Genomic DNA, 21,907 nt, shown 5'->3' with positions numbered 1-21,907 from the left:
CTGCGTGCAGTGGATCGCGCCGAATGCGCGGCCGCGCGGCTAATTCCATCTTAAGGTCTTGCGTCGATTTTCATGGGACCTGGCCCAACCGACAGAGCCTGACTTGACCCCTTATCGGACGACAGGGCCGATCGCCCCCCTGAGCCAGCGCGCAAGCGCGCTCGGGCGGAGCGTCTCCGACGCGGTCTCCACGATCCGCGGCCGGATCCTGTTCGCCTTCCTGACCATGAGCCTGATCACCGGCGCGCTCGGTCTCTACGCGATCGGGGGCATCCAGCAGGTCGGCGACCTCGTCCACCGGACCTACGACGAGTCGCTCATGTCGATCAATTACGCCCGGGCGACCGCGGCGGATTTCGCCAAGATGCGCTCCGCCTTCGCCCGCCGCGTCGAGTCGCGCAATGCCGCGGTGATCGGCAAGCTCGACCAGGAGATCGCCGACCTCGTCGTGACGCTCGCCGAGGACCTCACCATCGCGGTCGAGCGCTCGCAGTCGATCCGCGCCCGTCGCGCCGCCGAGTCGGTGCAGGCCGGCGTGACCGCCTGGGACGAGATGCGCCGGGGCTTCCATCCCGAGCAATCCGAGGTTCGCAGCGAGGCCTGGGACGCCCTCGACCACCAGGCCGCCCTGGTCGACGGCCAGATCGACCTCCTCGTGAACTACACCGCCGGCGACGGCTTCGCCTTCCGGCAATCGGCCCGCGCGGTGGTGGCCGATCAGATCCGCTTCACCGCCCTCTCCGTCGGCGCGGCCATGGTGCTCGCCGCCATCGTCGCATGGCTGCTGCATCGGCGTATCATCGGCCCGCTCTCGGCCGCCTCGGCGGTGGCGCAGCGCATCGCGGCCGGACGCCTCGACGACGCGATCCCGACCGGGCGCCGCGACGAGCTCGGCCGCCTGCTCACCGCGATGGCCACCATGCGGGACAACATCCGCGCGATGATGGAGCGCGAGGTGAGCCAGCGCCGCTCGGCGGAGGCGCTCCTCTCCGACGCCCTCCAGAGCTCGCGCGAGGGAATCGTCGTCGTCGATGCGGGCGGCCGGATCGTGGTCGCCAACGCCCAGGCCGTGCATTTCTTCAAGGGGCTCGGGGAGGCGGTCGAAGCGGGCACGGCCGCGATGCCCGGCCCCGGCGCGGAGCCGGTCTCGGAATACGGGTGGGCGCTCGCCGAGGACGGCAAGAGGCGCCTGTCGGACGGGCGTTGGCTGCGGGTCAGTCGCAGTCCGATCCAAGGCGGCGGCTTCGTCGCCGTGTGCAGCGACGTCACGCAGCTGATGGAGCAGGAGCAACGCCTGACGGAGACCAACCGGCGCCTCGACGCGGCCCTCGACAACATGTCGCAGGGCCTTTGCCTGTATGACGCCAACCATCGCCTGATGGTGGTCAACCGCCGCTACGGCGAGATCTACGGGCTTCCGCCCGCTGCCGTGGCGCCCGGCATGACCGCGCTGGAGGTGCTGGCCCGCAACGTCGAGAGCGGCACGATGCAGGGCCGCAAGGTCGAGGATCTGCTGCGCGAGACGCAGGCCGCCTTCGGCCAGGGCTTCGCCAACACGCTGTTCCAGACCACGGAGACCGGGCGCATCATCGCGATCATGGGCCGCGGCACCGGCGATGGCGGCTTCGTGGCGACCTACGAGGACGTGACCGAGCGCCGCCAGGCCGAGGAGCGCATCGCCTTCCTCGCCCATCACGACGTGCTCACCGGCCTGCCGAACCGCCTGAAATTCGCGGAGCAGATCGAGGGCGCGATCGCGCAGGCCGGGCGCGACAGCGGCTTCGCGCTCCTCTCGATCGACATCGACGGCTTCCGCCCGATCAACGACACCCTCGGTCGGGTCGTCGGCGACGAGGTGCTGCAGGCGGTGGCCAACCGGCTCTGCGCCTGCGTGCGGGAGGTCGATTGCGTCGCCCGCCTCGGCGCCGACGAGTTCGCCATCATCCAGCGCGGCGTCGAGCGGGCGGAGGATGCCGTCGTCCTCGCCAAGCGCATCGGCGAAGTGGTCAGCGCGCCCTACATCCTGTCGAGCCACCGCGTCACGCTCGGCGTCACCACCGGCATCGCGCTGGCACCCGGCGACGGCATGAGCGGGGAACGGCTCATGAAGAGCGCCGACATGGCCCTCGACCGCGCCAAGGCGGAGGCGCGGGGCGCGTTCCGCTTCTTCGAGCCGGAGATGGACGCGCGCATCCAGGCCAAGCGCCTGCTCGAGCGCGACCTGCGCGACGCCCTGGCGGCCGGCGCCTTCAACGTCCACTACCAGCCGATCTACGACCTCGCCACCGAGCGCGTCTGCGGCTTCGAGGCCCTGCTGCGCTGGTTCCACCCGGTGCGCGGGCCGGTCTCGCCCGCCGAGTTCATCCCCCTCGCCGAGGAGATCGGCCTGATCGTGCCGCTCGGCGAATGGGTGCTGCGCCGGGCCTGCGAGGAGGCGAGCCGCTGGCCGGCCGACCTGAAGATCGCCGTCAACGTCTCGGCGGTGCAGTTCACCTCGGCGAGCCTCGTCACCGCCGTGCGCGAGACCCTGCGCGCCACCGGGCTCTCCGGCCACCGGCTGGAACTGGAGATCACCGAATCCGTGCTTGTCGGCAATCCCGGCGCGACCACGGCGATCCTGCACAGCCTCAAGGGGCTCGGGGTGCGGGTGTCGATGGACGATTTCGGCACCGGCTACTCGTCGCTCAGCTACCTGCGCAGCTTCCCCTTCGACAAGATCAAGATCGACCAGTCCTTCGTCCGCCATCTCGGCGAGCCGGACGGCACCGACTTCATCGTGCGCGCGGTGATCGGGCTCGGGGGCAGCCTCGGCATGACGGTGACGGCCGAGGGCGTCGAGACCGACGCCCAATTGGCGCGGCTGCGCGCCGAGGGCTGCGACGAGGTTCAGGGCTACCTGTTCAGCCGCCCGGTGCCGGCTTCCGACGTCGCGGGCGTGCTCGAACGGTGGAACGGCACGGAGCGCGCGATCGCCTGAGAATCCCCGGAACCATGCCGTCAGCTGCGCGGTTTCAACGCCGCTTACGGTTGTAGGAGTTCCGCGATGCTCAAAGGTGGTCTGCTCTGGCTCATCGGCATTCCGCTGCCGATCATCCTGCTGATCTACTTCTTCACGAACTGGCTGCGGTGAGGAAGGGGCGGCGGGACGGATCCGTCCCGCCGCCGTCTCGATCTCACTCCGCCGCGTCGAGGCGCGGGCGCTCGATCTCGGCGCGCTCGCGCTTGATCAGCTCGGCGGTGAGGAAGGCCACCTCCAGCGCCTGCTCCGCGTTGAGGCGCGGGTCGCAGTAGGTGTGGTAGCGGTCCTGAAGGTCGTCCGCCGTCAGCGCCCGGGCGCCGCCCGTGCACTCGGTGACGTCCTTGCCGGTCATCTCCAGATGGATGCCGCCGGCGATCGTGCCCTCGGCGCGGTGGACGCCGAAGAAGCCCTCGATCTCCTGCATCACCCGCTCGAACGGACGCGTCTTGTAGCGACCGGCCGAGATGGTGTTGCCGTGCATCGGGTCGCAGACCCAGACCACGCTGCGGCCCTCGCGCTTCACCGCCCGGACGAGCTTCGGCAGGTGCTCGGCGACCTTGTCCGCGCCGAAGCGGCAGATCAGGGACAGGCGCCCGGCCTCGTTCTCCGGGTTGAGCTGGTCGATCAGGCCGAGCAGCCCCTCCGGCGTCATCGAGGGCCCGCATTTGAGGCCGATCGGGTTCCGGATGCCGCGGGCGTATTCCACATGCGCGTGGTCCGGCTGGCGGGTGCGGTCGCCGATCCAGAGCATGTGGCCCGAGGTGGCGTACCAGTCGCCGCTCGTCGAATCGACGCGGGTCAGCGCCTCCTCGTAGCCGAGCAGCAGGGCCTCGTGGCTGGTGTAGAAGTCGGTGGTGCGCACCTCCTGGTGCGTCTCGGGATTGATCCCGATGGCGCGCATGAAGTGCAGCGCGTCCGACATGCGGCCGGCCACGTCCTGGTAGCGCGAGGATTGGGGGCTGTCCTTCACGAAGCCCAGCATCCAGCGATGCGCGTTCTCGAGATTGGCGTAGCCGCCGGTCGCGAAGGCGCGCAGCAGGTTCAGCGTCGCCGCCGACTGCCGGTAGGCCTCGAGCTGGCGGCGCGGATCAGGCACGCGGGCCTCTTCCGTGAAGCCGATGCCGTTGACGATGTCGCCGCGGTAGCTCGGCAGCGCGACCCCGTCGAGGGTCTCGGTCGGCGAGGACCGGGGCTTGGCGAACTGGCCCGCGATGCGGCCGACCTTCACCACGGGCGAGCTGCCCGCGAAGGTGAGCACCAGCGCCATCTGCAGGAAGACGCGGAAGAAGTCGCGGATGTTGTCGGCGGAGTGCTCGTCGAAGCTCTCGGCGCAGTCGCCGCCCTGCAGGAGGAAGGCCTCGCCGGTGGCGACGCGGGCGAGCGACGCCTTCAGCTTGCGCGCCTCACCTGCAAAGACCAACGGTGGAAAGCTCGTGATCTGCGCCTCGACCGCCTGGAGGGCCGCAGCGTCCGGATAGGCGGGGACCTGCTGGATCGGCAGGTTGCGCCACGTCTTCGGTGTCCAACGCTCGGCCATCACGAAACTCCCCGCACCTCTCTGCGGCTTCATCGCGCGCGGAATCGCGCGAAGCGGCGCTTATAGAGAGCTTTCCGGGCGCGCGCGAGTGCGACCTTGCCGGGTCCGACCTGCGACCGGCGCAAGCAGCGCCGACAGCGGGGGCCGGATCAGAGATCCCCGTCCTCGACCTCGATGCCGTGCTCGGCCAGGATCCAGAAGATCGCCTCCAGATCCTCCGCCGAGACGTCGCGCGGCGGCAGGGCCTCCTCGAGGTCCTCGTAGGTCAGGCAGCGGCTGCGCTGGGCCGCGGCCTTGGCGAGCAGCGTGTCGATCGCGCGCCGGATGTCGGCGGGCAATGCCTCCTGGCTCGGCAGGCGGTAGCTGAAGGCCGGGCGCAGGGCATCGGCCAGCATGCCGTCGATGATGGCCTGCCGGCGCGCATGCGCGCCGTCATCCCGCCCCGGCTGCCCCTTGCCTGATGCCCGCTTGCCCATGTGCCTGATATGGACCGAGGATGCGCCGCGTCGAGCCCCGACGCTGAAGCTCTAACCAACCCCGACCGGCGCCTTGGTGACCGCGGGGACGCGCATGGTCACCAGTTCCTCCGACGCGGTCGGGTGGACCGCGATGGTCCGGTCGAAATCGGCCTTGGTCGCGCCCATGGTCACCGCGATGCCGACCGCCTGGATGATCTCGCCCGCATCGTGGCCGAAGACGTGGACACCGACCACCTTGTCGCTGGCGCAATCGACGATGACCTTCATCAGCGTACGCTCGTTCCGGCCCGAGAGCGTCGCCTTCATCGGGCGGAAGGCCGCCTTGTAGACGTCGATCTCGCCGTAGACCTGCCGGGCCACATCCTCGTTGTGGCCGACGACGCCGATCTCGGGTGTCGAGAACACCGCGGTCGGGATCAGACGGTGATCGACGCAGGCCGGCCTCTTGCCGAACACCGTATCGGCGAAGGCGTGGCCCTCGCGAATGGCGACGGGGGTCAGGTTCGCCCGGTTGGTGACGTCGCCGACCGCGTAGATCGAGGGGACCGCGGTCTGGGAATAGGCGTCGACGGGAATCGCGCCCGCGCCGTCGAGCGCGATACCCACGCCCTCCAAGCCGAGGCCCGCGACGTTCGGGCGCCGCCCGGTCGCCACCAGCACCTGATCGACATCGAGGCTGGCGCCGTCGTCGAGATGCGCCCGGATGCCCTCCCCTGCCCGCTCCAGGCGCTGCACGGTGCGCCCGAGGCGCAGGTCCATGCGCTCGGCATAGGCCTGGCCCAGCGCGTCACGGATCTCGTCGTCGAAGCCGCGCAGGAGCCTGTCGCCGCGGTGGAGCAGCGTGGTCTTCGAGCCGAGACCTGCGAACACGCCCGCGAATTCCACGGCGATGTAGCCGCCGCCGACCACGAGGATGCGCTCGGGCTGCGTCTCCAATTCGAACACCTCGTTCGAGGTGATGGCGAGCTCCGCGCCGGGAATGAGCGGCTCCTTCACCGGCATCGCGCCCACCGCGACGAGAATATACCGGGCCCGCACCCGCCGGTCCGAGCCGACGAGGCGCACGGTCTGCGCATCCTCGATTACCGCGCGCTCCGGCACGATCTCGACGCCGGAACGGATCAGGTTGGCGTCGTAGATGCCCTCGAGCCGGGTCACCTCGGCGTCGCGGCGCGCCTTCAGGACCGACCAGTCGAAGCGCGGCGCCTCGACGCTCCAGCCGAAGCCGGCCGCATCCTCGAACTCGTCCGCGAAGCGGCCGGCATAGACCATCAGCTTCTTGGGCACGCAGCCGCGGATCACGCAGGTGCCGCCGACCCGGTACTCCTCGGCGAGCATCACCTTCGCGCCGTAGCCCGCCGAGATCCGCGCCGCGCGGACCCCGCCCGAGCCGCCGCCGATGACGAAGAGGTCGACGTCGAAGCCTTCGCTCATCCCTGTCCGCTCCGCTCTGCGCGAAGACCGGCCTCGCGCAGCCACGTGATGGCAGCACCGAGCCCGGCCGTCCACCACGCCGCCCAGGCGTTGTGCTCGACGAAGGCGACGGCCGCCGCCGCCGTGACGAGGGCGAGCGCCGCAACCCGGTCCGGCCGGTCGAGTCCCGCCGCCGCACGCAGAGCGAGGAGCAGGACGAGGGTCAGCAGGACGGCGCCGGGCAGGCCGAGTTCGGTCCAGACCTGCAGAAAGCTGTTATGCGGGTGGCCGACCGCGAGCATCGGGCGCAGTTCCGGCTCGATCCGCGCCGCCACCGGCGTCTCGGCGAAACGCGGCGCGACGCCGAACCCCGCCCCGCGCCACGGATCGGCCGCGGCCGCCGCCCCGAAGCTGCGCGCGATCGCGACCCGGGCGCGGGAGGAGGAATGTTCCAGCCGCGCATGCGCCGCCTCCGGCATCAGGCGCAGGAGGAGGTCGCCCTCGACAGGCGCCAGCACGACGGCGAGGCCGAGGCCGAGGCCGGCGATGCCTACGGCGAGCCGCCGCGGCAGCAGCCAGGCGAGGAGGGCCATGACAAGGCCCGCCGCGAGCCCGAGCATGGCCGCCCCGCTGATCGAGCGCAGGATGCCGAGCAGGGCGAAGGCGAGCAGAGCGAGCGCGGCGAGCCGCCGCCCGCTCCGCCACAGAACCAGCGCCAGCGGCGCCATGATCAGCACCAGGATCATGGCCGGTCGATTGTAGACGAAGGCGATGGCGCGCTGGCCGAGCAGCCGCTGCAGCGGCAGGTCGTAGGCGAGCCCCACCGCGATGAGGAGACCGGAGGCCGCCACAGCAAGCAGCGCGAGGGGCCCCACGAAGCCCGGCAGCCGCCCGGGCGCGAGCCGGGCGAGGAGATAGGCCGCCACCAGCGTCGGCGCGAATTCCCGCGCCGCGCGGGCGGAGGCCTCCGGGAAGGGGCTCCAGGCGCAGGAGACGAGACACCAGCCGAGGAAGGCGAGAGCGGCGATGCCGGGGGGCGTCGTCAGGGGCGCGGCGAGGATCCGGGCGGTACAGCGGGGCGCCTCGGCGAGACGGCCGGCCAGGAAGAGGAGCGCCGCGACGGCCGCGACGACGGGGCTCGACCGATTGGCGAGCGTCATCGCGAGCGGCATCAGCGCGAGCGTCGCCGCGCCCGCGCCGTAGAAGCCGGCCGCGGCACCCATGGGCATCGGGCTCGCCGGGGACGGCTACTGCAACTGGTGGCCGCGCTTGCCCATCTCGGCGCGCACCCGCACCATCACGTATTCGGAGACTTCCTGCGTCCAGTTCTGCATGGCCTGGACCATCTGGTCGAGCACGATGGGCTGGGTCTCGACGTAGCGCTTGCCGGGGCCAGAGCGGAAGAAGGTGCCGATCTCCTTCAGCTCCGGCTCGGTGAGCTTCTCCGCATAGATGCGGGCCGTGATGGTGACCATGCGCTGCTTCTGCAGCTCCATCTCCGGCTCCAGGCTCTTCAGGACCTCGTCGAGATCCTTCTGGATCTCCGGCCGCGTCACCGCCTGCTGGCGGATCTGCTCGGCGAAGGCCGGGATCACCGAATCGAACGAGCGGGCGATGCCTGAGGAAAGGACGACCTCGCGGGCGAGGGCGATGTGCGCGGCGCTCGGGCCGGCGGGCGCCGCAGCCTGGGTCGCCGGCGCAGGCTTCTGGGCCTGCGCCGCGGCGATGCCGGGCGCGGCGATGGCGAGCACCGCGGCGGCGGCGAGGAGACGGCGGGTCATGGCGGGATTCCCAAGGACGAGACGAGAGGAACTCGGCGAAGGCCTCAGCCGAGATCGCCCAGGACGGTGACGTGCGCCTGGCCGTCCCGCGCCGAGGCGAGGATCGCGGCGGAGGCGATACCGAGGAAGAGGCCGTGCTCGACGACGCCGGGCACCGCCCAGAGCGCGGTCGAGAGGGCCTCGGGATCGGGGATGCTGCCGAGATGGGCATCGATGATGCGGTGCCCGCCATCCGTGACGACCGGGGTGCCGTCAGCGGCGGCGCGCAGGCGGATTCCGCCGGTGCAGCCGGCCTTCCCGATGGCCGCCGCGACCGCCAGATGCGTCGCGGCGAGGCCGAAGGGGTTTACCTCGATCGGCAGCGGGAAGGCGCCGAGCGTGTCGACGCGCTTTGCCGCGTCCGCGATCACCACCATCCGCCGGCTGGCACAGGCGACGATCTTCTCGCGCAGCAGCGCAGCGCCGCCGCCCTTGATGAGGCGCAGGGAGCTGTCGACCTCGTCCGCCCCGTCGATGGTCAGGTCGAGCTGCGGCATCTCGTCCAGAGTGGCGAGGCGGATGCCCTCGCGCTCGGCCTGGGCCCGGGTCGCCTCGGAGGTCGGGACGCCGACCACGTCGAGGCCGGCCCGGACGCGCTCGCCCAGCAGCGTCACGAAGGCTGCGGCCGTCGAGCCGGTGCCGAGGCCGAGCCGCATGCCGGGCTTGACGAGATCGAGGGCGCGGGCGGCCGCGGCGCGGCGCAGGTCGGGCCCGCTCGTGTCGGTTGCGCTCATGTCGGTCGCGATCGCGGATGCCGGCCCGGGTCAGGCGGGCACGGGGTAAGGGAGCGGGAGGCCCGGCCCGGACGGGCCGCGTCCTCGGCGGATGCGGGCGCCCCTAGCATGGCCGCGGCGCGACAGGAACGCCGATCTTGACCACCGGCCGCCCGCTGTCATCCCGCCCTCAGGGCCGGCCGCCCTGCGTCGAGGTCGCGCCGGCGCCCGCCCGGCCCTGGGCCGCGCCGGCGGGCGGGCCGTCGGCCGCCCCGTCGGCGGCGGGGTTGGCCTGCTGGGTGCAGACCACCTGCTCCTTCTTCACCAGCACGAAGCAGATGCTCATCTCGCCGGTGCGGTAGTTGACGCGGAACACTCCCGCCTCGCGGGTGTGGCGCGTCGCCACGAGCCCGTACTCGGAGGGCGGCTGCGGGCCGGCGCCCTCGCCGGGGCCGAAGCAGACGGTGAGGCCGATGCCGCCGCCGCTCTCCTGCAACCCGTACTGGCAGGAGACGACCTCGCCGGTGACCTTGTCGACCCGGTACATCCGGTTGAGGTCGGCCTGGGGCGCGGGCACGAACTCGAAGGAGGCGGCGGAGGCGGCCGTGGCCCAGAGGCCGAGGCAGAGCGAGACGAGTGCGGCGCGAGGCATCATGGGGAGCGGTCCGGATGAGACCCCCTCCCTCTTCAGGGCCAATCGGGCAAGTTGAGGGCACCGGGCGCGCGCCGTTACGCGGAGCGGCGTCCCACCACGGCCCGCTCGCGGGCGTCCAGGCTCTCCAGCAGCGCGGGCAGCGGCATCGGCGCGCCGATCAGGTAGCCCTGGACGTAGCGGCAGCCGTGCCGGCGCATGGCCGCGAGCTGCTCGGGCGTCTCCACGCCCTCCGCGACGCCCTCGAAGCCGAGATTGTGGCAGAGGTCGAGGATGGTCGAGACCACGCTGCGGCCGAGATCGGTCTCGATATCGGCCATGAAGCTGCGGTCGATCTTGATCTTGTCGAGCGGCAGGCGGTGGACGTAGCCGAGGCTCGAATAGCCGGTGCCGAAATCGTCGAGCGCGATCTTGATGCCGAGCAAGCGCAGGGCCGTGATCGATTCCTGCGCCCGCTCGAAGTCGCGCATCAGGGCGGTCTCGGTCAGCTCCAGGGTGATGCGCTTCGGATCGAGCCCGCTCTCGCGCACGGCGGCCATCACCGCGATCACGGTCTCCGACGAGGCGAGGTCGTGCGAGGAGAGGTTGAACGACAGGCCGATCCGGGCCGGGAAGCGGCGGGCATCCGCCAGCGCCTTGCGGAACAGCAGGATGGTCAGCGCGTGGATCATGCCGCCGCGCTCGGCCGCGGCAATGAAGCGGTCCGGCGGCACCCGACCGAGGGTCGGGCTGATCCAGCGGGCGAGGCCCTCCACCATCACCACCTCATCGGTGACGGTGTCGAGGATCGGCTGGTAGTGGACCTGCATCTCGGCGGCGAGGTCGGCGCTGCGGAGCGCCGTCTCCACCGCGCGCTCGGCGCGGATCGCATCCTCGTGGCTCTGCGAGAACAGGGTCGCGGCGCCGCGCGGCCCCTCCTTCGAGTGGTAGAGGGCGTAGTCGGCCCGGTCGAACAGGGCGTCGGCGGCGCGGCCCGCATCGGGATAGAGGGCGAGGCCGCCGGAGCAGCCGGCCACGACCTGGATGTCGCCGAGCCGGATCGGCTCCTGCAAGGTCGCGCAGATCCGGTCGGCGAAGGCCACCGCCTCCTCAGGGCTGCCCGGCGCACGGATCAGCACGCCGAACTCGTCGCCGCCGAGCCGGGTGACCGTGACCTCGGTGCCCGCGAAGCGGGCGAGGCGCCGCCCGGTCTCGGCAAGCACCCGGTCACCGACGGTGTGGCCGTAGGTGTCGTTGATCGGCTTGAAGCGGTCGAGGTCGAAGATCGCCAGGACGAAGGGCGCGCCGGTCCCGGACGAGGATTCGATCAGCGCGTCGAGGCGCTGGAAGAAGTAGCGCCGGTTCGGCAGCCCGGTGAGGCTGTCGGTATGGGCGAGCCGCGCATTCTCCTCCGCGAGGCGCTCCGCCCGGTCCTGCGCCTCCATCAGCTTGATGAAGGTGCGGAAATTGCCGAGCAGGATGCGCACCATCACGATGGTCACGAAGGCCGTGTTGAGCGCGATGGCCACGAAGACCGTGTTGCCGCTCGACAGGCAGCGCGTCAGGAACACGCCCATCACCAGGGCCGTGGCCAGGAAGGCCGCCACCGGCAGATGCGTCAGGCAGAAGATGCAGCCGACCACCGTGATCGCCACGAAGATCGCCGCGTGGCCCTGCTCGAACGGGCCGCCATAGCTGCCGAGCGCCAGCGCCCAGGTCACGAAGGCGACGGCGAGGACGGCGGTGAGCCCGATGGTCATCCGCAGCCGCCGCAGGGCGTCCGCCTCGCTCGTGTCCCCGGGACGCATGCGCCACCACTGGACGGCGCGCATCAGGCAGAGGGCGAGGAGGCTGGCGGGCAGCCAGACCGTGAGCCAGTCGGGCGCGAGGCCGTAATGCGTGCAGGCCAGCGCCCCGGCATTCACCGAGAGCAGCGCGTAGAGCGAGGGGACCTGCTTCTGAAGTTCCACCAGCTGATGCACGGCGATCCGGTCGTTGGCCGGGTCGGCGCGGGTACCGTACAGGAATTGCCGGGCGACGTGCGGGAGGGACATCGGGTCGGATTCTGCCGTTCGAGAATCCGGTTCTAGGGATAATCGGTTAAGTGGCGATTGCACGGTTTGCCGGGGCTGCGTCCGCCATCCTGAGCGAAATTCGCTCACGCCGCGCCGGTCGGGCCGGGGCGGCACGGGTTGCCCGGCGGCGCCGCTCCGGCTAGCGAGGACCATTCCCGCGCCGAGAATGCCGATGTCCCTGCCCCCGATCGCCGTGTTCGACCTCGATGGTACGCTCGCCGAGACGGCCGGCGACCTGATCGGCACGCTGAACTTCCTGCTCACCCACGAGGGCCTCGCCGAGCTGCCCGTCGACGAGGCGCGCGACCTGATCGGGGCCGGCGCCAAGGCGCTGATCCGCCGCGGCTTCGACGCCGCGGGCGAGGCGCTGAGCCCGGGCCGGCAGGAGGAGCTGTTCCTGGACTTCCTCGACCATTACGGCGCGCATCTCTGCGAGAAGTCGCACCTCTATCCCGGCCTCGTCGAGGCCCTCGACCGGCTGGAGGCGGACGGGTTCCGCCTCGCCGTCTGCACGAACAAGGTCGAGCCGCACGCGGTCGAGCTGCTCGACCGGCTCGGCATCGGCCACCGCTTCGCTGCGATCTGCGGGCGCGAGACCTTCCCGTTCTTCAAGCCGGACCCGCGCCACATCACGCACACGATCGAGCGCGCCGGCGGCGACCCGGCCCGGGCGGTGATGGTCGGGGATTCCCGGGCCGACATCGACGCGGCCAAGGCCGCCGGCATCCCGGTGGTGGGCGTGACCTTCGGCTACACCGACACGCCCGTGGGCGAGCTCGGCGCCGACTGGGTGATCTCGCACTATTCCGAGCTCGTCGGCGCCGTCGAGGCGCTGCTGCCGCGCAAGGCCGCCTGAGGCGGCCCTGTCGCAGGTCATCCGCCGGGGCATCGTCTCAAGAGGCGGACGGCGTCGGCTCCGCTCCGAGATAGTCCGCAGGCGCCTTCACCGGGGCGCTGCGCAGGAGCGTGTAGAGGAAGGGCACGAAGAGCAGCGTCGAGGGCGTGCCGAAGGCGATGCCGCCCATCACGGCGCGCGCCAGCGCCGCGTTCTGCTCGCCGCCCTCCCCCGTGCCGAGCGCCATCGGGATCAGGCCGAGGAACATCGCGCCCGCCGTCATCAGCACCGGGCGCAGCCGCGTCTCGCCGGCGAGCAGGGCGGCCTCGAGGGCCGAGCAGCCCGTCGCCTCCCGGTGCTCGCGGGCGAAGGTGACGAGCAGGATCGAGTTGGCGGAAGCGATGCCCACCGACATGATCGCCCCGAACAATGAGGGGATCGAGAAGGTGGTCCCCGTGACGAACAGGCTCGCGACGATGCCGCAGAAGGCGAGCGGGAGGGCGAGGAGCACCACGAAGGGGTCGCCCCAGCTCTGGTAGTTCACCGCCATCAGCAGGTAGACGGCGACCAGAGCCACCGAAAGGCCGATGCCGAGCCGGAAGAAGGCGGAATCCATGTTCTCGATCTGCCCGCGGACGGTGATCTTGTCCGGTGCGGGCAGTGTCTTCTGCTCCTCGTCCACGATCGTGCGGATCTCGGCCGCCACCGAGCCGAGGTCGGAATCCTGCACCGCCGCGTAGATGTTGAAGGTCGGCGCGGTGTTCACGTGGTTGATCACCGTCTGTATGCCCTGGCGCCGGAAATCGGCGACGCTCGACAGGAGCGTCAGCACGCCCGGCCGGTCGCCGCCGCCCTGAACGAGGAGCGGCGTGTTGCGAAGCGCCGTCAGCGAGTCGTTGCGGTATTCCGGCGTCTGCACCCAGAGCTGATAGGGGATGCCGGTCTTCGGATCCGACCAGAAGTTCGGCGTCACCTGGAAGGAGCCGGCGAGCGAGACGTTCATCGCCTGCGCCACCTGCTGCTGGGTCAGCCCGAGCTCCGAGGCGAGGCGGCGGTCGACGTCCACGAAATATTGCGGCGTGCCGACGATCTGGTGGAGATGCACGTCAACGGCGCCGCGGACCTCCTTGAGGCGCTGCACGATCCGCTGCGCTGCGGCGAGGTCCTTCTCGGTGTTGCGGCCCGAGACCTGGATATCGATCTGCGCCAGCGTGCCGAAATTCAGGATCTGCGTGATGATGTCCGAGGGCTGCGTGTAGACCACGAGGTCGGGGAAGCGCTCGCGCAGGGCCTCGCGCAGGCGCTTGGTGTAGAGCGCCGTCGAGCCGTGACCCTGCTTCAGGCTGATCAGCATCTGGCCGTCGTTGTAGGCCACGAACGAGCCGTCCGAGAAGGCGAAGTTGTAGTTGTTCGACGGCAGGCCGATATTGTCGAGGATCTGCTCGATCTCGTTCTCGGGGATGACCTCGCGCACGGTCGCCTGCACGGCGGCGAAGGTCTGCTCGGCGGTCTCGATGCGCATGCCGGGCCGCGTGCGCAGGTGCAGGGTGATCTGGCTGGAGGCGACCTGCGGGAAGTAGTCGCGTCCGACGAAGGTGAAGAGCACCCCGGTCCCGGCGAAGATGAGGCCGACGAAGACCAGCGTCGCCACGCGCCGGGCCAGCACCACGTGCAGGAGGCCGAGATAGGCGCGATGGAAGCGGGCGAAGCGCGCCTCGAAGCCGTGCCGGAAGGCGCCGGCCACGCGGAAGACCGGCCCGAACACCAGGCCGAAGGCCCGGCCGATCCGGCTCAGCCGCGGCACCTCGCCGCCATGATGCTGGGCGTATTCGCGGGCGACCATCACGTCGATCAGCACCGGCACCAGGGTGCGCGACAGGACGTAGGAGGTCAGCATCGCGAACACGACCGCGAGCGCCTGCGGGGTGAACAGGTATTTCGGCGTGTCGGTGAGCGCGAAGACCGAGGTGAAGGCGGCGCAGATCGAGAGCGTCGAGATCAGCGTCGGCTTGGCGATGCTGGCCGCCCCCTCGACCACGGATTTGCGGAAGGGCTCGCCCTCCTCGAACAGGCGGTAGGTGTTCTCGATGGCCACAGTAGCGTCGTCGACCAGGATGCCGACCGCGAGCGCGAGGCCGCCCAGCGTCATCACGTTGATGGTCTCGCCGAGTGCGGCGAGCGCGGCGAGCGATGTCAGGATCGAGAGCGGGATCGAGATCAGGACGACGAGGGTCGAGCGCCAGGAGCCGAGGAAGAGCAGGATGGTGAGGCCGGTGAGCCCCGCCGCGATCATCGCCTCGTGCAGCACCCCCTCGATCGCCGCGGTGACGAAGACCGACTGGTCGAACAGCTCCTTGATCTGCATCCCTTCGGGGGCGGCGGCGCGGACGTCCGGCAGCGCCTTCTTGACGTTGTTGACGACGTCGAGCGTCGAGGCGGTGCCGTTCTTGAACACGCGCATCAGCACCGACTGGATGCCGTCGGCGCGTACGATGTTGACCTGCGGCGGACCGCCGTCGCGCACCTGGGCCACGTCGCGCACCAGGATCGGCTGGCCGGCCACCGTGCGGATCGGGATCTGGTTCAGCGCCTCGATCGCCTCGGGCGTGGCGTTGAGCTGGATCGGGAATTGCTGCTCGCCGATCTTGGCGAGGCCGGAGGGCACGGTGAGGTTCTGGGCCGAGACGGCATTCGTCACGTCCAGCGCCGTGAGGCCGAGCGCCTGGAGCGCGTGCAGGTCGAGATCGACCATGATCTGGCGCGGCGTGCCGCCGAAGGGCGAGGGCAGCGTCGAGCCCGGCACCTGAACCAGGCGCTGGCGGATTCGGTACTGGGCGTAGTCGTTGATCTTGGTAAGGCTCTCCTTGGTCGAGGTGAGCGCGAGCTGAATCACCGGCACCGAGGAGGCGGAGAAGCGCAGCACGATCGGCGGCTGGATGCCCGGCGGCATCGCGGCGCGGATCGAGTTCATCGCCGACACCGTCTGCGAGATGGCGAGGTCGATGCTCACCTCGTCGTCGAAATAGATCTTCTGGACCGCCGTGCCCTGCAGCGTGGTCGATTCCATCCGACGGATGTTGTTGACGTTGTTCGAGAGCGAGAACTCCGCGTAGGTGGTGACCCGCCGCTCCATCTCCGGCGTCGAGAGGCCGGTATAGGTCCAGACCACCACGACGACGGGGATGTCGACGACCGGCAGCACGTCCTTCGGCGTGACGATCACCGCCGCGCCGCCCGCGAGCGTCATCAGCACGGCCAGCACGTAGACCGTGATGCGGAACTTCAGCGCGTACTGAACGAGGCCCATGCCGTCTCCACCCTCCAGCCGGGGCGCTGCGGGATCGGTCGTACAACCGGGGGTGTAAATGTTTCGGGAGGATGTCGAAATGGCCGGCGCGCGGCCGTGTCGCGGGTTTTCGCAGCCTCTTCGTGAAGTGCTTTCGCACCGCGGAATCCTCGAAGGACCATGGGGGTAGGGCCAGGCCTCCGAGGCCCGGCCGACGCCTCCTGCCGTCTACCGGTCGATCGCTTCGCCTAGCAGCGCATCCACCCTCTCCCCGCTTGCGGGGAGAGGCCCACAGGGACCTCGTCGTCCCTGTGGGAAGCGAAAGGCGAAGCCGGAGCGGGGGTGAGGGGGCGATTCCGGAAGTGACTCGTCCGTTCAAGCCCCCTCACCCCCGGCTGCCGTCTCGCTTCATGCCCCGACAAGGGGGCATGAAGCCCTCTCCCCGCGCGCGGGGAGAGGGGATCCACGGCGATCCGCTCAGGTCTTTCTCAGGGCCTCGCGTCGGAGCCCGGGCGCCGGCGGCGGGACTTCTCGGGCTTGGCGGCATCCGGCCCGCAGATGGCGCGCAGGCTCGCCCATTCGGCCTCGGAGAGGATCCGCTTGGCCTCGGCCTCCGGCCCGGCCTGCGCGCGGATCGCGGCGGCGCGCTCGCGGGTGAAGGGATGGCTGCGCAGGAAGGCGAGATCGTCCTCGCCCTCGTCGCGGGCGATCCGCTCGAGAATGGCCGCGAGCGCCGCCCCATTGCCGCCCACCCGGTTCATCAGCGCCACGGCATAGGCGTCGGCGGCGCGCTCGGCCTCGCGGCTGTAGCCCGCCGAGAGGGCGGCCTGCCCCACCGCGACGATCACCGTCGAGCCGGTGAGATCGCCGAGCACGAGGCTCAGCAGGAACGAGGTGGCCGAGGCCTGGATCAGGGAGCGGGTCGGGTCGCGCAGGGCGGCATGGCCGAATTCATGCGCGAGGACGCCTGCGAACTCGTCGGCGCTGCGGGCCTTGGCGATCAGGTCCGAGAGCACCACGATCCGGGCGCCCGGCAGGGTCAGCGCGTTGGCGAGCCCGTTCCGGCGCACCGAGACCGCGACGTCGCGCGGCAGGTCGGGTGCAGCGCCCGCGAGCCGCGCCACCAGGGCGTCGAGCACGGCGCGCCCCGCCGGGTCGGTGCAGAGCGGCGGCTCGTTCAGGAGGCGGACCACCTGCTCCTCCACCGCCCGGCCGAGCCGCGTCTCCGCCGCGTCGGGCACCAGCGGCACGGCGAGACGGGCCAGGACGGGCACGCCGAACACCGCCACCAGCAGCACCGAGAGTCCGGCCGCGACGGACCAGAGCACGAGGCGCAGCGTCCCGCCCCGGCTCTCGCGCCGGTAGAGGTCGGGGCAGCGGGCGGCGAGCGCAGCCGCCAGGGCCTCGTCCGAGAATTCGACCCGGGCCGCCTCCCCCGCCGCACCGACGCGGGTCAGGGGCGGCACGGTCTCTGTGGCGCGCAGGTCCAGCAGGTTCCAGTCGCGGCTGATCCCGGGGCCGGAGACCGCGAGCCGGTCGGTGAGGCTCACCGTGACCGGGTGCGGCCGGGCGCTGGCACCGTCGAAGTAGCGGCCCTGCGCCGTGAGGCCTGCCGCCATCAGAAGCCGATCTGGAGCGCGCCGCCGACATCGAGCGCGTCGGCGAGGCCCTCCTGCAGCCCGCTGCCGGGGCCGCGGGCCGCGGCGAGGATGCGGCCGAGCCCCTCGGCGTCGCTCACCGTGGTGGTGTTGGCCACCGCCGCCCAGAGCCGCGCCTGGATCACCCGCACGTAGAGCACGGCGAAGACCAGCGCGCCGCCGAGATAGAGCGGGACGATCACGAGATGCAGGATCGACATGCCCCCCGTCCCCGCGCCGCTGCGCACGGCGAAGGCGAGGAGCGCCACGATCAGGCCGAGCAGCGCGACGAACCCGATCAGCGAGAGGGCGTAGACGAGGTAGGGCCAGTAGAATTGCCGGGCGCGCAGGGTCGAGACGAGGCGGACGTCGCCCAGGCTCGCCGCGTTCATGAAGGCGCGCGTCTCCCGCGCCCGGTAAAAGGGGACGAGGAGCAGCGCGAGCGGCAGGCAGGTGGCGAGCGCCCCGAAGAAGCCGACGAGCAGCAGCCCGAGCGTCGTCCCGTCATAGTCCGGGTTGATTCCCGTGGCGCCCTTGCCGCCTTTCGACACGAAGAGATCCGTCGGAGGCGCGAAATCCGCGGCGGCCAGGAAGGCGAGCCCGAGCGCCAGCGGCGGCAGCAGGGCGACGGCGTAGATCAGCAGCCAGGGCCCGAGGATCGTGCGGCCCCGCGCCGTCGATCCCATCCGCTCGACCCCGATCAGGGTGTGGCGGATGCGGGAGCGCTCGAGGCCCGCCCGCATGAAGGGGAAGGCGAGCCCGAGGGGGAGCAGGGGGAGGAGCCACCAGCCGGCCGCCCGCGCGGCATAGGCGAGGCCCGAGCCGTCCTGGCCGAGGCGGATGCCGCGCCACAGGGTGCGCATCGCCCGGTAGCGGCGCCCGCGATAGAGCGCGTATTGCCCGAGCAGGAACAGGACGAGGAAGGAGATCGGTGCCGAGAACGGCGCCAGGGACGGCGACAGCAGCGAGACGGCGAACAGGCCGACATAGACCGGCACCAGGATCGCCAGCGCCACCAGGAAGCCGAGGAACAGCTCCTTGCCGCTGCCCGTGTACTCGGCCGGCGAGCCGTCCACGAGGGTGCGGCTCCAGAAGAAGCGCCGCAGGTTGGTCATGTACCAGAATCGGTAGATGCCGAAGGTCACGAGCGAGAGCAGGAAGCCCTTCACCGCGATGCCGGTCAGGCCGTCGAGGCGCGCGTCGAAGGCGACGGCCGTGCCCCTGCCGCCCGGAGCCCGGGGGCTCGTATCCATGCGATCCTCCGCGGGCACGGGGCCGGTCAGCTCAGCAGCGTCGACTTGTCCACCTGCAGGGCCGCGCCGATCTCGTCGAGGGCCTTGTGCTCGATCTCGCTGATCCCGCCGTAATCCGCGACGTCGGCGGCGATCAGGAATACGTCCTGGCGCTGCTCGATCGGGCGTTCGGCGATGGCCTGGGCGTGACGCAGGTTCTCCAGCCGCCCGGCCCGGGTCTTGGCCCGGGCGATCGCCTCGTAGAGCTCCTGCTCGATGCGTAGGGTGTCGTAGGATTTCTCGAGGATCGGGTTGGCCCGCATGCCGGAGATCGCCGATTCGACCTCCTCCTCGTCGATGTCGCCGTCGGCCACGATCACGTTGGCCGCGGCCGAGACGGAAGCCTGCAAGAAGACCGCGTCGCCGGCATAGGACATGATCGTCCGGCCGAAGCGCAGGATAGCGTCCTGAAGAATGCTCATGCCGTTCTCCCCGCCCGAGGAATGGCAGGCATTGCCCCCGGCGAGTCAAGCGCTTCGGCACGGTTGCGCACGGCGGAAGGCGCGTCCGCGCCCGGGCGCGGCCCGGATGCCTCAGGTCACCGGCTCGTGGCCCGGCCACTCGCGGCCGAGATGGGCGGCCACGCGCTCGGGCTCGTCGCCGACCGCCTCCACCGCCGCCACCACCTGCTCCACCGGCACCATGAAGCGCCGCGCCCAGTAGGCGCGCTCCCACGGCTCGGCCGTGTTCACCCGCTTCGGCTCGTGCGCCGTGCCGCCCGTCCCCTCCGCCATCCGCCGCTCCGGATCCTCCCTGCGGACGCGAAACGCCCGCGCGTCGGGCAAACGCGCGGGCGCCGGCTTTTGGTCCCCGGGGCTGACCCCGAGTCCCGTCAGCAGCAGCGGAAGCCGCTGGTGTTGCCGACGCCGAAGCGGGCGTTCTCCCGGTTGCGGAAGAACTCCAGCTCGCTCATCGGTTGCCGGTCCGGGTGGGTGCGGCGGACATGCTCGGCATAGGCCGCGTAATCTCCCTGCCCCACCATCAGCTTGGCGCCGTCGCAGACGCATTTCGAGAGCGTCTTCCAGCGCGCCATCAGGTTCTGCCCGGCCTGCATCGGCTCTACTCCGCGGGAACGGCGCGCGGATCGCTCTCCAGCGCCGTCCAGCTCGAGGCGCGCAGCGCCTTGAGGCAGGAGAGGATGCCGAAGGCGGCGATCGCCAGGACGAGGCCGATGAACATCGCCGCGAGGACGGCGTCGATGCGGTCGTTGAAGATGATCTGCGCCATCTGGTCGGCGTTCTTGGCCGGCGGCAGCACCTTCCCCTCGGCGAGCGCCGTCGCGTAGCGGTCGGCATGGGCCAGGAAGCCGATCCGCGGGTCGGCCGAGAAGATCTTCTGCCAGCCCGCCGTCAGGGTGCAGATGCAGAGCCAGATCGTCGGGATGATGGTGACGAAGGCGTAGCGCTCGCGCTTCATCTTGAAGATCACCACCGTGCACAGGGTCAGCGCCACCGCGGCCAGCATCTGGTTCGAGATGCCGAAGAGCGGCCACAGGGTGTTGATGCCGCCGAGCGGGTCGGTGACGCCCTGGTAGAGGAAGTAGCCCCAGGCGCCCACCGCGATCGCCGTGGCGACGATGCTCGGGCCCCAGGACGCCGTTTCCTTGAAGGCCGGCACCGCGAGGCCGACGAGGTCCTGCACCATGAAGCGGCAGGCGCGGGTGCCCGCATCCACCGCGGTGAGGATGAACAGCGCCTCGAACAGGATCGCGAAATGGTACCAGAAGGCCATCATCGCCTTGCCGCCGATGGCGGAGGAGATGATGTGGGCCATGCCGACCGCGAGGGTCGGGGCGCCGCCGGCGCGCGAGATGATCGTGTGCTCGCCGACATCCTGTGCGGTCTGGGTGATCGTCTCAGGCGAGATCGCGAAGCCGAGCTTGGTCACGGCCGCGGCGGCGGTCTCCGGCGTGGTGCCGAGGAGGGCGGCGGGCGAGTTCATGGTGAAGTACACGCCCGGATCGATCACGCAGGCCGAGACCAGCGCCATGATCGCCACGAAGGATTCCATCAGCATGCCGCCGTAGCCGATGAAGCGGGCATCCATCTCGTTGGCGATCAGCTTCGGGGTGGTGCCCGACGAGATCAGCGCGTGGAAGCCCGAGACCGAGCCGCAGGCGATGGTGATGAACAGGAAGGGGAAGAGCTGGCCGGACCAGACCGGGCCGGTGCCGTCCACGAACTTCGTCATCGCCGGCATCTGCATGTGCGGCGCGACCACGGCGATGCCGAGCGCGAGGCCCACGATGGTGCCGATCTTGAGGAAGGTCGAGAGATAGTCGCGCGGGGCGAGGAGCAGCCAGACCGGCAGGATCGAGGCGACGAAGCCGTAGCCGATCAGCAGCCAGCAGAGCTGCGTGCCGGTGAAGGTGAAGGCCGGGCCCCAGACCGGGTGGGCGGCGACGCTGCCGCCGCCGACGATGGCGGCCATCAGCAGGAGGAAGCCAATGATCGAGACCTCGCCGATCTTACCCGGGCGGATGTAGCGCGTGTAGACGCCCATCAGCATCGCGATCGGGATCGTCATCATCACGGTGAAGGTGCCCCAGGGGCTCTCGGCCAGCGCCTTGACCACGATGAGGGCCAGCACCGCGAGCAGGATCACCATGATCAGGAAGGTGCCGAACAGGGCGATGATGCCGGGGATGGTGCCGAGCTCGGAGCGGATCAGCTCGCCGAGCGAGCGCCCGTCGCGCCGCATCGAGATGAACAGCACCATGAAGTCCTGCACCGCGCCGGCGAGCACGACGCCGGCGAGGATCCAGAGCATGCCGGGCAGGTAACCCATCTGCGCGGCGAGCACCGGACCGACCAGCGGGCCGGCACCCGCGATGGCCGCGAAATGGTGGCCGAACAGCACGGACTTGTTGGTGGGGACGTAGTCGAGGCCGTCATTGTGGCGGACCGCGGGGGTCTCGCGCTTGGCGTCGAGGCGCATCACCTTGTCGGCGATGAACTTCGCGTAATAGCGGTAGGCGATGAGGTAGACGCAGACGGCTGCGACCACGAGCCAGAGGGCGTTGACCGCCTCCCCGCGCTCGATCGCCACGATGGAGAGTGCCGCGGCGCCGAGCGCCCCGACGAGGGCCCATGGCCCGTGTTTGCTGATCGCGCCCATCGGCGTCCCACTCCAGAGGTCCGGCTCTTCAGCGGCCGGCAAGAGCCGCCCTT

17 protein-coding genes are annotated in these 21,907 nt (G+C 70.7%); 2 read left to right on the top strand and 15 right to left on the bottom strand.

What is annotated here, in order from left to right; genetic code table 11:
- The first annotated feature begins 103 nt into the window (after positions 1-103).
- Positions 104-2,977: an EAL domain-containing protein gene (locus MTDSW087_RS11185; protein ID WP_306421682.1), complete on the top strand. Its 2,874-nt coding sequence runs from the start codon at positions 104-106 to the stop codon at positions 2,975-2,977.
- Positions 2,978-3,173: 196 nt separating this feature from the next.
- Here the strand turns inward: MTDSW087_RS11185 and MTDSW087_RS11180 are convergent, their stop codons facing one another.
- The 8 genes from MTDSW087_RS11180 to MTDSW087_RS11145 form a co-directional block, all read right to left on the bottom strand.
- Positions 3,174-4,556, bottom strand: coding sequence for a class II 3-deoxy-7-phosphoheptulonate synthase (locus tag MTDSW087_RS11180; RefSeq protein ID WP_144763795.1), 1,383 nt, complete (start codon positions 4,554-4,556; stop codon positions 3,174-3,176).
- A 149-nt stretch (positions 4,557-4,705) separates the two neighbouring features.
- Positions 4,706-5,032: an RNA polymerase sigma factor region1.1 domain-containing protein gene (locus MTDSW087_RS11175; protein WP_144763793.1), complete on the bottom strand. Its 327-nt coding sequence runs from the start codon at positions 5,030-5,032 to the stop codon at positions 4,706-4,708.
- A gap of 51 nt (positions 5,033-5,083) precedes the next feature.
- On the bottom strand, positions 5,084-6,469 hold the full coding sequence (gene gor / locus MTDSW087_RS11170; protein ID WP_144763791.1) for a glutathione-disulfide reductase: 1,386 nt from the start codon (positions 6,467-6,469) through the stop codon (positions 5,084-5,086).
- Entirely contained in the window at positions 6,466-7,671 is a 1,206-nt protein-coding gene (locus tag MTDSW087_RS11165) for an O-antigen ligase family protein (RefSeq protein ID WP_144763789.1), read from the bottom strand. Before MTDSW087_RS11165 ends, gor begins: the two co-directional genes overlap by 4 nt.
- A 24-nt stretch (positions 7,672-7,695) precedes the next feature.
- A complete protein-coding gene (locus MTDSW087_RS11160; RefSeq protein WP_144763787.1) occupies positions 7,696-8,229 on the bottom strand; it encodes a DUF2059 domain-containing protein in 534 nt (177 codons plus the stop codon).
- Positions 8,230-8,273: 44 nt separating this feature from the next.
- The gene (rpiA, locus tag MTDSW087_RS11155) at positions 8,274-9,002 is read right to left on the bottom strand and encodes a ribose-5-phosphate isomerase RpiA (RefSeq protein ID WP_144763786.1); all 729 of its coding nucleotides are present in this window, start codon (positions 9,000-9,002) and stop codon (positions 8,274-8,276) included.
- A gap of 169 nt (positions 9,003-9,171) precedes the next feature.
- Positions 9,172-9,636 (bottom strand): hypothetical protein, encoded by a 465-nt coding sequence (locus tag MTDSW087_RS11150; RefSeq protein ID WP_144763784.1) that lies wholly within the window; start codon positions 9,634-9,636, stop codon positions 9,172-9,174.
- Positions 9,637-9,710: 74 nt separating this feature from the next.
- Positions 9,711-11,666, bottom strand: a complete 1,956-nt coding sequence (locus tag MTDSW087_RS11145; RefSeq protein WP_144763782.1) for a putative bifunctional diguanylate cyclase/phosphodiesterase — start codon at positions 11,664-11,666, stop codon at positions 9,711-9,713.
- Positions 11,667-11,853: 187 nt separating this feature from the next.
- Here MTDSW087_RS11145 and MTDSW087_RS11140 point away from each other — a divergent pair, with 187 nt between their 5' ends.
- Entirely contained in the window at positions 11,854-12,543 is a 690-nt protein-coding gene (locus MTDSW087_RS11140; RefSeq protein ID WP_144763780.1) for an HAD family hydrolase, read from the top strand.
- A gap of 37 nt (positions 12,544-12,580) precedes the next feature.
- Here the strand turns inward: MTDSW087_RS11140 and MTDSW087_RS11135 are convergent, their stop codons facing one another.
- From MTDSW087_RS11135 to MTDSW087_RS11100, 7 genes are all read right to left on the bottom strand, one after another.
- Positions 12,581-15,829, bottom strand: coding sequence for an efflux RND transporter permease subunit (locus MTDSW087_RS11135; RefSeq protein WP_144763778.1), 3,249 nt, complete (start codon positions 15,827-15,829; stop codon positions 12,581-12,583).
- A 467-nt stretch (positions 15,830-16,296) separates the two neighbouring features.
- Positions 16,297-17,427 carry a M48 family metallopeptidase gene (locus tag MTDSW087_RS11125; protein WP_144763776.1) on the bottom strand — a complete coding sequence of 377 codons (1,131 nt, stop codon included), beginning with the start codon at positions 17,425-17,427 and terminating at the stop codon, positions 16,297-16,299.
- A complete protein-coding gene (locus tag MTDSW087_RS11120) occupies positions 17,427-18,698 on the bottom strand; it encodes a DUF898 family protein (protein ID WP_144763774.1) in 1,272 nt (423 codons plus the stop codon). Before MTDSW087_RS11120 ends, MTDSW087_RS11125 begins: the two co-directional genes overlap by 1 nt.
- Positions 18,699-18,724: 26 nt before the next feature.
- A complete protein-coding gene (locus MTDSW087_RS11115; RefSeq protein WP_144763772.1) occupies positions 18,725-19,159 on the bottom strand; it encodes a tellurite resistance TerB family protein in 435 nt (144 codons plus the stop codon).
- 111 nt (positions 19,160-19,270) lie between these two features.
- A complete protein-coding gene (locus MTDSW087_RS11110; protein WP_144763770.1) occupies positions 19,271-19,471 on the bottom strand; it encodes a DUF3606 domain-containing protein in 201 nt (66 codons plus the stop codon).
- A gap of 98 nt (positions 19,472-19,569) precedes the next feature.
- Positions 19,570-19,791, bottom strand: a complete 222-nt coding sequence (locus MTDSW087_RS11105; protein ID WP_144763769.1) for a YbdD/YjiX family protein — start codon at positions 19,789-19,791, stop codon at positions 19,570-19,572.
- A 5-nt stretch (positions 19,792-19,796) separates the two neighbouring features.
- On the bottom strand, positions 19,797-21,854 hold the full coding sequence (locus tag MTDSW087_RS11100; RefSeq protein ID WP_144763767.1) for a carbon starvation CstA family protein: 2,058 nt from the start codon (positions 21,852-21,854) through the stop codon (positions 19,797-19,799).
- Between the last annotated feature and the right edge of the window lie 53 nt (positions 21,855-21,907).

Origin of the sequence: Methylobacterium dankookense (genome assembly GCF_902141855.1) — a bacterium.
Taxonomy (GTDB): Bacteria; Pseudomonadota; Alphaproteobacteria; order Rhizobiales; family Beijerinckiaceae; genus Methylobacterium; species Methylobacterium dankookense.
Note: the sequence above shows the minus strand (reverse complement) of the source record. Positions and strands in the feature narration are given on the sequence as shown.

Excerpts from the sequence above, each read along its gene's own strand:
- MTDSW087_RS11160 (WP_144763787.1), bottom strand. The coding sequence starts at position 8,229 with ATGACCCGCCGTCTCCTCGCCGCCGCCGCGGTGCTCGCCATCGCCGCG.
- MTDSW087_RS11105 (WP_144763769.1), bottom strand. The coding sequence starts at position 19,791 with ATGCAGGCCGGGCAGAACCTGATGGCGCGCTGGAAGACGCTCTCGAAA.
- MTDSW087_RS11165 (WP_144763789.1), bottom strand. The coding sequence starts at position 7,671 with ATGGGTGCCGCGGCCGGCTTCTACGGCGCGGGCGCGGCGACGCTCGCG.
- MTDSW087_RS11125 (WP_144763776.1), bottom strand. The coding sequence starts at position 17,427 with ATGGCGGCAGGCCTCACGGCGCAGGGCCGCTACTTCGACGGTGCCAGC.
- MTDSW087_RS11135 (WP_144763778.1), bottom strand. The coding sequence starts at position 15,829 with ATGGGCCTCGTTCAGTACGCGCTGAAGTTCCGCATCACGGTCTACGTG.
- MTDSW087_RS11180 (WP_144763795.1), bottom strand. The coding sequence starts at position 4,556 with ATGGCCGAGCGTTGGACACCGAAGACGTGGCGCAACCTGCCGATCCAG.
- MTDSW087_RS11110 (WP_144763770.1), bottom strand. The coding sequence starts at position 19,471 with ATGGCGGAGGGGACGGGCGGCACGGCGCACGAGCCGAAGCGGGTGAAC.
- MTDSW087_RS11140 (WP_144763780.1), top strand. The coding sequence starts at position 11,854 with ATGCCGATGTCCCTGCCCCCGATCGCCGTGTTCGACCTCGATGGTACG.
- MTDSW087_RS11145 (WP_144763782.1), bottom strand. The coding sequence starts at position 11,666 with ATGTCCCTCCCGCACGTCGCCCGGCAATTCCTGTACGGTACCCGCGCC.
- MTDSW087_RS11115 (WP_144763772.1), bottom strand. The coding sequence starts at position 19,159 with ATGAGCATTCTTCAGGACGCTATCCTGCGCTTCGGCCGGACGATCATG.
- MTDSW087_RS11150 (WP_144763784.1), bottom strand. The coding sequence starts at position 9,636 with ATGATGCCTCGCGCCGCACTCGTCTCGCTCTGCCTCGGCCTCTGGGCC.
- MTDSW087_RS11175 (WP_144763793.1), bottom strand. The coding sequence starts at position 5,032 with ATGGGCAAGCGGGCATCAGGCAAGGGGCAGCCGGGGCGGGATGACGGC.
- gor (WP_144763791.1), bottom strand. The coding sequence starts at position 6,469 with ATGAGCGAAGGCTTCGACGTCGACCTCTTCGTCATCGGCGGCGGCTCG.
- MTDSW087_RS11120 (WP_144763774.1), bottom strand. The coding sequence starts at position 18,698 with ATGGATACGAGCCCCCGGGCTCCGGGCGGCAGGGGCACGGCCGTCGCC.
- rpiA (WP_144763786.1), bottom strand. The coding sequence starts at position 9,002 with ATGAGCGCAACCGACACGAGCGGGCCCGACCTGCGCCGCGCCGCGGCC.
- MTDSW087_RS11100 (WP_144763767.1), bottom strand. The coding sequence starts at position 21,854 with ATGGGCGCGATCAGCAAACACGGGCCATGGGCCCTCGTCGGGGCGCTC.